The organism is Kitasatospora sp. NPDC058243 (assembly GCF_042882025.1).
In the GTDB taxonomy this organism is placed as follows: Bacteria; Actinomycetota; Actinomycetes; order Streptomycetales; family Streptomycetaceae; genus Kitasatospora.
On record NZ_JBHVWW010000046.1, the window covers coordinates 59,403 to 70,817 of the forward strand.

Annotated in this window: 6 protein-coding genes and 1 pseudogene; 5 read left to right on the plus strand and 2 right to left on the minus strand. The window is 76.2% G+C overall.

Going from position 1 to position 11,415, the window contains the following annotated elements; translation table 11 throughout:
* Positions 1–497 precede the first annotated feature (497 nt).
* From ACFVX9_RS26535 to ACFVX9_RS26545, 3 genes are all read left to right on the plus strand, one after another.
* Complete coding sequence (locus ACFVX9_RS26535; RefSeq protein WP_387983768.1) at positions 498–2,648, plus strand: asparagine synthase-related protein; 2,151 nt, start codon at positions 498–500, stop codon at positions 2,646–2,648.
* A gap of 95 nt (positions 2,649–2,743) precedes the next feature.
* On the plus strand, positions 2,744–3,265 hold the full coding sequence (locus ACFVX9_RS26540) for a universal stress protein (RefSeq protein WP_159398461.1): 522 nt from the start codon (positions 2,744–2,746) through the stop codon (positions 3,263–3,265).
* Between the two features lie 141 nt (positions 3,266–3,406).
* Positions 3,407–4,111, plus strand: a complete 705-nt coding sequence (locus tag ACFVX9_RS26545; RefSeq protein WP_079135703.1) for a DsbA family oxidoreductase — start codon at positions 3,407–3,409, stop codon at positions 4,109–4,111.
* A 74-nt stretch (positions 4,112–4,185) separates the two neighbouring features.
* Here the strand turns inward: ACFVX9_RS26545 and ACFVX9_RS26550 are convergent, their stop codons facing one another.
* Complete coding sequence (locus ACFVX9_RS26550) at positions 4,186–6,462, minus strand: sigma-70 family RNA polymerase sigma factor (protein WP_387983771.1); 2,277 nt, start codon at positions 6,460–6,462, stop codon at positions 4,186–4,188.
* Between the two features lie 338 nt (positions 6,463–6,800).
* The gene (locus ACFVX9_RS26555; RefSeq protein WP_363376793.1) at positions 6,801–7,664 is read right to left on the minus strand and encodes a helix-turn-helix domain-containing protein; all 864 of its coding nucleotides are present in this window, start codon (positions 7,662–7,664) and stop codon (positions 6,801–6,803) included.
* 573 nt (positions 7,665–8,237) lie between these two features.
* Between ACFVX9_RS26555 and ACFVX9_RS26560 the strand changes: the two genes are divergently transcribed.
* Together ACFVX9_RS26560 and ACFVX9_RS26565 are read left to right on the plus strand one after the other, a co-directional pair.
* Entirely contained in the window at positions 8,238–9,575 is a 1,338-nt protein-coding gene (locus ACFVX9_RS26560) for an NAD(P)/FAD-dependent oxidoreductase (protein ID WP_380380867.1), read from the plus strand.
* 168 nt (positions 9,576–9,743) lie between these two features.
* A pseudogene (locus ACFVX9_RS26565) lies at positions 9,744–11,039 on the plus strand (PP2C family protein-serine/threonine phosphatase); the annotation flags it as partial.
* Positions 11,040–11,415: the final 376 nt, after the last annotated feature.

Genomic DNA, 11,415 nt, shown 5'->3' on the forward strand with positions numbered 1-11,415 from the left:
CGTGCCCCCTGGCTCGACCGGCTGGTCGGCGATTCGCTGGTGGTCGTGGGTCGGCCCGCCGTCGAGGACCCGGCGGGCCGGGGGACGCCGCCGCCTCAATCCCCGCGGGTGGTGGCTGAGTCCGGGAGGGCATGCGGATGCCCTCCCGGGCCGGGCGACGCCTTTCGGCCATCTCGCGATGCCCATGTCAAAGGCGGCGCGGCGGGCGGTCCGGGCCGGGGAGGGGAAGGCCCGGCCCGCCCTGCGGACCACGCGAACACGTCAACACCCGCTGCCCGCACCGGGATCGCCGCCGGGGCCGGAACCACCCCGCACCGAGGCCACCGGCGGAACCGGAACCGGCAACACGGGCCACGGGAGCGCCAACCGGTGGCACGATGTCTCCTGACGGCGCGCCGGTACCCGGGACCGCCGTCACGGCACACCGCGGACCGGCGAGGAGCCGCCCGGCGGCGGACGCGCCGTACGGGTGCAGGTCCTCGTCCGGTGGAGGCGCGATGCGGTGGCTGACGGGCTGGAGCACGGGCGCGCCCCGGGCGGGCGCACCGGCGCACGAGGCGCTCGGTACGGTCGCACCGATCGCCGCGCGCCCCCTGTGGACCGGACCCAACCCGCTCTGGGTCGTCGGGGACTGGCGCCCCGAGGAGATCCGCCTCGCCACCCTCCGCCCCGGCGCCCCCGCCACGGTCACCACCGGCCCCACCGCCCCCGACCCCGTCGAGGACACCCCCGCCACCCTGCGGCTCGCCGTCCTCGGCCACTGCGGCGCCACCGACGCGGAACTCGCCGCCGGCCTCGCCGCCGCCCGCGGCGGCGCCGTCCGCCACCTCACCGCCTGGCCCGGCAGTTACACCGCCGTCCTGCGCACCGGCACCCGCTCCACCCTGCTGCTCACCGACCTGGCCGGCGCCCAGCCGGTCTTCCACACCCCCTGGGCCGGCGGCACCGCGTACGCCACCGCCGCCCTCCCGCTCGCCGACCTGGTCGGCGCCCCGCTGGACACCGGCCACCTCGCCGCCCGGCTCGCCTGCCCCGAATCGCCCGAGGCGCTCGGCACCGGCACCCCGTACCTGGGCGTCCAGCGGGTGCCGCCGGGCCACGTGCTCGCCATCCGCGGCGGCCACCCCTACCTCTCCGCCTACGACGACCCCGCCGCCCGGGAGCAGCCGCGCGACGAGGCGCCGGCCATCCGCGAACTCACCCGCGCGCTGCTGGAGTCCGTCCGCTCCCGGGTCCGCACCACCGCGCCCGCCACCGTGCCGGGTTCGGCCGGCCGCGCCCGGCTCGGTGTCGACCTCTCCTACGGCACCGCCTCCGCCACCGTCGCCCTGCTCGCCGCCGCCGTACCGCTGCCGCCGGTGCCCGCGAGCACGGGCCCGGAGCGCCTGCCGGCCGTCCGCGCCGGGGCCAGGAACGGCGCGGTCAAGGGCTCCTGGACCCGCGTCGCCGCCCAAGAGCCCTCCGCCCCGGAACAGTTGGCCGCCGTCACGCTCGGCGAGACCGAACCCCCGACCACCCTCGCGCTCGCCCCCGACACCCCCCGGCTGCGGCACACCGTGCTCCACCCCGGCCCCGACACCCTCCCGTACGCCGGACTGCACGCCGACGCACCGCCCGGCCGGCTCACCGACGAGCCCGGGCCCGAACTCGTCGCCGCCGCCCGCGCCGAGGCCCGCTTCGACGTCGGCGGCACCGACCACCTCACCGGCTACGGCGCCCGCCAGGTCCTCGACGGCCACCCGGCCCGGCTCGCCGACCTCATCCGGGCCGGCCGCCCGCGCGAACTGCTGCCCCCGGTCGCCGCGCTGGCCGGTGCCGACCGGGCCGTCGTCGGCGTCCTGGCCGGCGCGCTGCGCACCCCGCTCACCGTGGTCCGGGCCGCCCACCGGCTCTCCCGGGTCCGGTACGCCGAGGCGCTGGACGACGCCGCCGCCAAGCTGACGGCCCGCCACCTCCCGGTCAACGGCCGCACGGCGGGCGACCGTTCGGCCGGCGACCTCGCCTGGTGCGTCCCCGGCCCGGCCGCCCGCTGGCTGTCCGACGAGGCGCTCTCCTCCGTCGCCCTCCGGCTGCGACTGGCGGCGCGCAGACCGGCGCCCGACGAACGCCCGGGCGCACACCGCGCCCGGCACGCCCTCTACCGGCACGCGCGCTCCTACCGCACCCTCGTCCACGCCGCCGAACAGCCCGGCCAGCGGCTGCACGCGCCGTTCCTCGACAACCAGGTGGTCCGCGCCGCCCGCCTGCTCCCGGACGACGTCCGCCTCCAGCCCGGTGCCCGGCACGCCCTCCTGCATGCCGTCCTCACCGGCGCCGGCCGCACCGACCTGCCCCCCGACTGGGGCCGCGGCCCCCGCCCCGACCGCACCGCCCCCGCCCGGGCCGGCCTGCGCCTCGCCGCCGACGGCCTCGCCGAACTCTTCGACGCACCCCTCCTCGCCGAAGCCGGCCTCATCGACCTCCCCGCCGTCCGTGCCGGCCTCGCCGACCCCGCCACCCCCCTCTCCCCGGCCGCCCTGGCGGGCCTCGCCGACCTGGTCTCCACCGAACTCTGGCTCCGCCGCATCCGCGCCCGCCGCCACGGCGCCTGCTGGACCGGCCTTCCCCTGGCCCAACCCCCGGCCCTCAGCCCCGTCCGTCCCTCCTGACCCCGCCGGGCGCCGCGCCCGGCCGGGCGGCGGGGTCCGGGAGCCGGGGCAGGTGATGATGGCGGGCAACGAGTCCGTCGGTGAGGAGAGCCGTGGTGGCCAGCGTGAGCCCGGAGCAGTCCGTTCCCGTCGTGCTGTCGGTGTTGGGGCGGCCGCCGACGGGGCGCCCGCCGGGGGTGCTGGCCGCGTGCGACGGGTCGGACGGGTCGCTGTGGGCGTTGGACCGGGCGATGACCGAGGCGGAGCTGTTCGGGCTGCCGCTGTACGTGCTGGCCGTGGTGAACCCGGCGCCGGCCGGCTATCCGCCGGGGATGGCGGAGCTGGTGCAGGAGAGCGTCGAGACGCTGGTGGAGAGCATGGCGGACGGGCTGCGCCGGGCGGTGGTGGCCGTGCAGGGGCAGCGTTCCCGGCCGTACGCGGGGGAGATGTCGCTGCACGTGGTGCTGGGCAACGTGATCGAGGTGCTGCTGGAGGCCTCGACCCGGCAGCACACGCTGGTGCTCGGCACGCGGGGGAACGGGGGGTTCGCGCGGCTGCTGCTGGGTTCGGTGAGTTCGGCGGCGGTGCACCACGCGGCCTGCCCGGTGCTGGTGGTTCCGGCGCCTGCGGAGGGTTGACCCGGGGCGGGGCCGGTGCGCTGACCAGCCCGGCTCGGGGCGCTGACCAGGGAGGCTGACCGGGGTGCCGGGAATGTACCGAGATGGTTCATCGTTCACCTATCCCGACACCCGTCCCCGCCCCACCCCTGGAGTCCCCTCATGAAGGTCGAGATCTGGTCCGACATCGCCTGCCCGTGGTGCTACATCGGTAAGCGCCGCTTCGAGCAGGCCCTGGAGGGCTTCGCCGGCAAGGAAGGCGTCGAGGTGGTCTACCGGCCGTACCAGCTGGTCCCGGACGCGCCGGCGACGGCGAGCCCGCACCGCGCGTGGCTGGCCGAGCGCTACGGCCCGCAGTCGGTGGCGATGGACGCGCGGGTGGCCGAGCTGGGCCGCGCCGAGGGCATCACGTACGACTTCGACGCCGCGCTGCACGCCAACACCTTCCTGGGCCACCGCCTCCTGCACCTCGCCGAGACCGAGTACGGCGCGGCCGTCCAGGGGCGGCTGAAGGAGGAGCTGCTGAAGGCGCACTTCACCGACGGCGTCGACGTCGGCGACCGCGCCGCGCTGACCGACGTCGCGGTGGCGGCCGGCCTGGACCGGGCGCGGGTCACCGCCTACCTGGCGGGCGACGAGGGCGCCACCGAGGTGAGCGCGCAGCTGGCCGAGGCCCGGGAGCTGGGCATCACCGCCGTGCCGACCTTCGTGTTCGAGGGCAAGTGGGCGGTGCAGGGCGGCCAGGACGAAGAGACCTTCCGCAAGGTGCTGGAGCAGGTCGCCGCCGAGATCGGCGAGACCCGCCCGGCGCCGGTGCAGGTCGCCCCGGCGGGGGAGGCCTGCGCGGACGGCTCCTGCGCGATCTGACCCCGCACAGCCCCACCCCGCACAGCTTTACCCCGGGTGGGCCCCACCCCGCACAGCCCCCGCCGAGGCCCGTTTCAGGAACACCTGAAGCGGGCCTCGGCCCAGTCCGCCACGTTGAGCGCCGACCAGATGCCGTGCACCGGGGTGACCACCAACCGGATCGACTTCTGCCCGGCCAGCGGCACGTGCACCGGTGCCGCGTCGTCCCCAGCGGCGAGCGGGGAGGAGCGCCACAGGGTGCTGCCGTCGCCGCCCTGGACGGAGAAGACCACGCCGCCCGGCGAGAGCGTGGCGTCGTCGACCCCGGCGACCGCGTCGAAGGACGTGCAGCTGCGGTTGAGGTCGATCAGGGTGGTCGCCGGGGCGCGCACGGTGATGGCGTGCCCGTGGCGTTCGCCGCCGATCCAGGCGCTGTCGTGCTGCCAGAACCAGTCGCTGCCCTTCTGCCGGATGCTGGGGCCGGGCGGCGGCACCCGGTTGTTGCCCGGCTTGACCACGGGCAGTGAGTCGGCCCAGAAGTCGGCGGGCGCGGGCGGCGAGGGCGGGATGACCGTCGGGGTGGGCAGCGGCGGCACGGTGGGCGTGGGGACGACGGGGACGACCGGCGGCTCGGGCGTGGGCAGCGGCGGCACGCTGGGCGTCGGCACGACGGGGACGGCCGGGGCCGGCGGCGTGGGGGTCCGCTTGGGCGTCGTCGAGCTCGGCGTGACCGGCGACGCGGCCTTCGTCGTGGTCTGGGCGGCTGTCGGGGCAGGCGTCGACCGGGTGACCGGCGTCGCGCTCGGGCTCGGGCTCGGCGCAGGCGGTGCCGGGGCGGCCGCGGCGCTGCTGGGCGCCGGGTCGGCGGGCGCGGGCGGCGCGGGTGCGGGGGCCTGCGGCCGGGGGGTGGCGGGGGTGCCGGAGGCGGGGGGCGCGGCCGTGGGCGGCTTGGGCTCGGGTGAGCCGGTGAGCGCGTACGCGGCGACGGCGGCCGCGGCCACCGCGACGGCGGCGGCGATCCCGGCCTTGGCGGCGGTGCCCAGGCCCTCGCCGGCCGCGGCGCCGGCGCCGGCCCCGCTTCCGCCGGAGACCGCACCCGCTCCGCCAACTGCACCCGCACCCGCGGTTCCGGAGGTGGCCGCCGCGGTGCCCGCAGCCGCACCGCCGACCGCGGCGACCCCGCCGACGGCCGCCGCGGCGGCGCTGAACCCGCCGACCCCGATCCAGACGAGCACGCCGCCGGGCAGCAGCGCGCGCAGGCCGGTGTTGATCTCGGTGAGTTCGAGGCAGGCGGCCGTGCAGCGGTCGCACTCCTGGAGGTGCCGTCCGACCTCCGCCGAGGCGCGCTTGCGCAGCGATCCGCGCGCGTACGCGCCGAGCCGGTTGGCGTACGCCTCGCAGGTGCGGTCCTGGCTGCCGGAGACGTGCGCCTGGAGGAAGGCGGCGGCGAGCCGGTCGCGGGCCCGGTGGGCCTGGACGGCGGTGGCGTTGGCGGTCTTGCCGAGCATCACGGCGACGGTCTTCGGGGACTCCCGTTCGACCTCGGTGTGCCAGAGCACCATCCGGTCGTCCTCGGGCAGTTCGGCGTAGGCCTGCATGACCATGCGCTGGTCGGCCATGGCCATCGCCCAGGCATCGGCACCGGGGTCGGCCAGGTCGAGGTCGACGACGGCGGCCGAGGTCTGGGCGAACACGCTGAAGTCGTCGACGAGTTGCTCGCGCCGCTCGCTGCGGGTCCAGGCGGCGGCGACGTTGCGGACGGCGGTCAGCAGGTAGGCGCGGACGGCGAACTCCGGGCCCTTGCCCGCCCTCAGGGCTTGCAGGGTGCGGGCGAAGACCTCGCCGGCGAGGTCCTCGGCGGTGAAGCTGTCCCGGCAGCAGGTGCGGGCGTAGCGGCGCACCGAGTCGGCGTGCCGGCGGTAGATCTCCTCGTACGCGGTGTCGTCGCCGGCCCGGACCCGGGCGGTCAACTCGGCGTCGGAGGCCGGGCGCTCGCCGTCGACCGGGTCGGCGGGGGCGGGCACGGTGGGGCGGGCGGGGCGGCCGGCGCCGACGAACGCCTCGGGGGCGACGCCGCCGCGGCCGGCCGGGGCCTGGCCGGGCACCCGCCCGGGGGGCAGCGCGGCGGCGGAGGCGGAGAGGGACTCGCGGCTGGGCATGCCCGCCTGGTCGGGCACGTGTCCGGCGGTCGGGCCGGTGGCCGAACCCGGTGCGGCGCCGGGTACTTGGGCCGGGCCGCCGGAGGCCGTGGCGGGGCCTTCGGACGTACTGGACGTACTGCCGGACGAGCCGTCGGCCAGTCCCCCGGTCAAGCCTCCGGACGGGCCGAAGTCGAGGCCGTACCCGTAGTCGTTCTGTTCCTCGGCGCTCACAACGGACCCCAGATTCCACGACAGCCCCCGCAGTGTGGCAGGGCGCGCGGGAGCGCGTGGGCGCACGGTTCCGCGCTGTACGGCGCCGAGGGCGCGCGAAGGGCGCGCATCGGGACATTGGCTCCAACCACGGGCAAAGGATGGCATAGCGCAGAGATGGGCGGTAGCCGGACCGGCCGGGACCCACTCTTCCGAGGAGCCGTCGCGGATGTGTTCGGCCAGCACAGGGCGGGTGGTTGTGCACCGCCCGCACCCGGCGCGCGTGACTGGTCCGCGCGCCGGTCTCCTGTCCAACTCCCGTCCCCGCCAGCTGCGGCGGCCGCGCCCGCGGTGGCGCGTCAGCGTGCTCGCAGGCCGTCCAGCAGGATCTCCAGCAGCCGCTCCGAGGGGCCGGCCGTCGGCTGCCCCTCCGCCTGCTGGACCCCGGCCGAGAAACCCGCCGTGGTCGGCGCGGTGCGGGCCGCGTGCACCGGCACCGAGGCGGTCAGCACCAGCACGACGTCCGACACCGTGACGCCCGGCCGCAGTTCGCCGGCCGCGCCGGCCCTGGCGACCAGGGCGGCCAGCAGTTGCAGCAGCAGCCGGGGATCGGCGTCGGCCGCCGACGGCTCGACGGCCGCACCGTTCTGCGCGTCCTCGCCGCGCAGGTCGAACCGGACGGCGGCCGGCTCGGGCACCCGCTGCTCCGGCACCCGGCCCAGTTCCTCCGCGTACCGGAACGCCTCCGGCGGCAGCAGCCGCCCGGCGCCGGTGCCGACCGCCCGCGCCAGGTAGCCGGCCAGCGACTCCCAGGCTCCGCCGCCGCCGTACAGCGACTCCCGCGCCTGCGCGGTCAGCCAGGCCACCTCCTCGGCGGCGATCCGCTGGACCAGCACCTCCTTGCTCGGGAAGCGCCGGTAGACCGTCCCGACGCCGACCCCGGCCCGGCGCGCGACCTCCTCCATCGGCGCGCCGTAGCCGAACTCGCCGAACACCTCGCGGGCGGCCCGCAGCACGCTCTCCAGGTTCCGCCGGGCGTCCACCCGTAGTCGGGTCCCGGGGACGTGCACGACGACCGGTGGCGGCTCCACCCGGTAGGGGACGCCCGGATAGGCGGCCCCGACCTCCGGCGGCAGGTCCACCGGGCCGCGCTGTTCCGGCACCATGCCCTGGCCGGCGTGCGGTGCTCCCGTTCGCCCCAACACCTGCTCCTGCTCCATCATCCCAACTCTCCCCCGCAGGCGCCCGAACCCGGACCCTGTCGTCGCCCGCCCCTGCACCCCCCGGTGCAGCTCAGCCCGTCAGAAATGACCTGATGACCCATCGCTCGTTGCCGCCCGTCCCGTTTCGTGACCACGGTTCGTGCCTCCGGGCCGGCTCGCGTCCGGCTCGGCGCGTCGGCACCGTCCGGGGCCTTGTCCGGGAACTACCCTTCCCCGGATGACTGTCCCGCAGTCGGGTTCTCGAGCCAACGCTGGAACTGGCCGTAGTGGCCGCTCCACGGTGCGTCGCCGCCGATTGTCATGGCGGTAACCGCTCCGGCACACAATCCGACCATAGTTCACGCCCGTTCGCGGCCGAAAGTCCGTCAGAAAGTCGCCCGGACAGCACAACTGGCCCCACCCGTCGACTCCCGTCACATCCGGCGCGGTACGGACTGTGGACAAGACCGCCCCTGCCGGTCCTTCATAGGGGGGCGCGAGGGGGGACACCCCCGGCCGCGGGGCCGGGAGGAAGCGCCAATCGGCAGGAGGTGCACCATCAGAATCCTGATCGCCGGCGGAGGCTGTGCCGGGATGGCCACCGCGCTGCACCTCCAGCGCGGCCTGCGGGAACGCCTGCGACGCGGCGAGGTCGAGATCACCGTCGTCGAGCCCCAGGCCTACTTCACCTACCACCCGCTGCTGGCCGAGGTCGCGGCTGGCTCGATCGACCCCCGGCACGTGGTCGTCCCGCTCCGCCGGGCCCTGCCGGACTGCCGGGTGCTGACCGCCCGGATCACCCGGATCGAACACGCCGCCCGCCGCGCCTTCGCCGACGCCGCGGGCCCCGGAGAGGCCGCCGCACCGATCGAACTCCCCTACGACGTCCTGGTGGTGGCGCCCGGCTCGGTCTCCCGGACGGCGCCGGTGCCCGGTCTGGCCGAACACGGCCGCGGCTTCTCCACCGTTGGCGAGGCCGTGGGTCTGCGCAACCACGTCCTGGAACAGCTCGACCTCGCCTCCGCCACCCGCGACCCGGCCCTGCGCCAGGCCGCGCTCACCTTCGTCTTCGTCGGCGCCGGGTACGCGGGCGTCGGCGCGCTCGCCGAACTGGAGGACATGGCCCGGACCGCGGTGCGCGGCTACCACAACGTCCGCCCCGAGGACCTGCGCTGGGTCCTGGTCGAGGCCACCGACCGGATCCTCGCCGAGGAGTCGCCGGAGCTGGCCGAGCACACCCTCGGCCAGCTCCGCGAACGCGGCGTCGACATCCGGTTGCGCACCACCCTGGCGTCCGCCGCGGACCGGGTCGTCGCGCTGTCCGACGGCAGCCGCTTCGGTGCCCGCACCCTGGTCTGGACGGCCGGGGTGAGGCCGGCCCCGCTGCTGCGCGACACCGACTTGCCGCTGGACACCCTCGGCCGGGTCCGCTGCCTCGCCACCCTGCAAGCCGTCGGCCCGGACGGGCGCGCGCTGCCCGGCGTCTGGGCGGCCGGGGACTGCGCCGCCGTGCCGGACCCCGACGCGGACGGGGCGCCCTGCGCGCCCAACGCCCAGCACGCCTTCGCCCAGGCCGAGCTGCTCGCCCGGAACATCGCGGTCGCCCTGGACGCCGGACCGCACGCCCCCGGCCTCGCCGAGTACCGGCCGGGCCACGCCGCCTGCTCGACCTCGCTGGGCCTGCGCCGGGCCGTCGCCCACACCCGGCGCGGCCGCCGGATCACCGGGCGGCGGGCCTGGTGGCTGCACCGGGCCCGGCACCTGCGGCGCCTGCCGAGCGCGGAGCGCCGGGTGCGGGTGCTGATGGACTGGGTGCTGGGCGGGCTGTTCTCCCGCGAGGTGGTCTCGCTGGGGGCGGCGGAGCATCCGCGTCCGGAGTTCGAGGCCGGGTCCGGGCCGCGGCCCGACGGCGGTCCGGACGCCCCGCGGTGAGCGCCCCGGTGCCCCGTGCCGGGGCGGAACGGGCGGCCACGCCGGGCGGGCGACTTCCGGAATCGGGCCCTTGCCTGACAGGATCAGCCCAACCTAGTCATTACCCCGTGTGCTGATGTGCACACAAAAAGTGATGATATGCCTGGAAATCGAGGAAGCGGCCGTCGTTTGAACCTCATGCGCTGGAGCGCCCGGCTCACCGGAGTCCCTTGGCGTGCCGCCCCGCCAACAGGGGCCGGCACCGACGAGGGCGCGCCCTCCGCCGACGGCGTCGTCGTCCCCGGCCCCCGCGACCCCACCAACCTGGCCACCGCCGCCGAACTCCTCGACCTGCACAAACCCCAGAACCTGCGCGAGGTCCTCAACCGGATCCCCGCCCCGGTGGCCGTCACCTACGGCCCGCTCCACCAGCTCGGCTACGCCAACCGCGCCTACCGCGAACTCTTCGGCGACCGCACCACCGGCCTGCCCGCCGGAGAAGCCCTCCCCGAACTCGGCACCATGGGCGTCCTGGCCCTGATGGACCAGGTCATCCGCGGCGGCCGCCCGCGCAGCGTCAAGGCCCGCTGCATCCTCGGCCTCACCGGCAACCGCTACTACAACGTCTCCTGCGTCCCGCTCGGCCCCGGCGGCCCCGGCGACACGGGGGACACGGGGGACACCCCCGCCGAGGGACCGCCCGCCGGCGTCCTGATCTTCGCCGCCGAGGTCACCGACCAGGTCCTCGCCGCCGCCCGGCTCCGCGAAGCCGAACGCCGCCAGCGCGAGGCCGCCGTCACCCTCCAGCGCAGCCTCCTCCCGCAGAAGCTCGACCAGCCGGCCGACCTGAGGGTCGCCGCCACCTACCAGCCGGGCGGCGCCGAGGCCGCCGTCGGCGGCGACTGGTACGACGTCATCGCCATCGACGGCGGCCGGACCGCCCTGGTCATCGGCGACGTGATGGGGCGCGGCCTGCGCGCCGCCGCCGTCATGGGCCAGCTGCGCACCGCCGTCCGCGCCTACGCCCGGCTCGACCTGCCCCCGCACGAGGTGATGCGCCTGCTCGACGGCCTCGCCATGGAGATCGACGCCAACCAGATCGCCACCTGCACGTACGCCGTCTGGGACCCGCAGCGCCGCACCCTCTCCTACGCCTCCGCCGGACACCTCCCCATGCTGCTGCGCTGCCCCGACGGGACGGTCCTGCGCAGCGAGGAGCAGAACGGCCCTCCGCTCGGCACCGGCGACGGCCTCCACGTCTCGCACACCCTGCGCCTGCTGCCCGGGACCACCGGCGTCCTCTATACGGACGGCCTGGTCGAACGCCGCGACGAGGACATCGACCAGGGCCTCGACCTCCTCGCCCGCACCCTCACCGGCGCGGTCGGGGCCCCCGAGGTGATCTGCGCCCGCCTCCTGCGGGCGATGGGCGTGACCTCCGAGCACGACGACGACGTCGCCGTCCTGGCCTTCCACCTGCCGGCGGAGGAGGCGGAGGAGAAGGCGGAGGAAGAGAGCGTCGCCGGGGCGGAACCGGAGCTTGACTCGGCCTTCCCCGAGGTCTAGTGTTCTTCGAGCTGCCTGGCAGGGAGCACCGGACACGCATTTTGCGCGGACGGTCCCGCGGTAGCCAATCCTTTCGAAACACCACTTCCCGGTTCGGGCTGGGTCGCGTCTTGTCGCGGCTTGGTTCTTATTCGGCGTGCTCGTTTTATTGGATTGCGGCCGATTCGCTTTTCGGAGCAGGGATCGGCTAGAGTTTGAAACGTCGGACGGGGCGTCAAGCCGCAGAAGACACCAGCGAGTTGGATGAACGAAGCGCCGGAAACGGAGCGGAAAACATCTGGTAAGCTGGAAACAC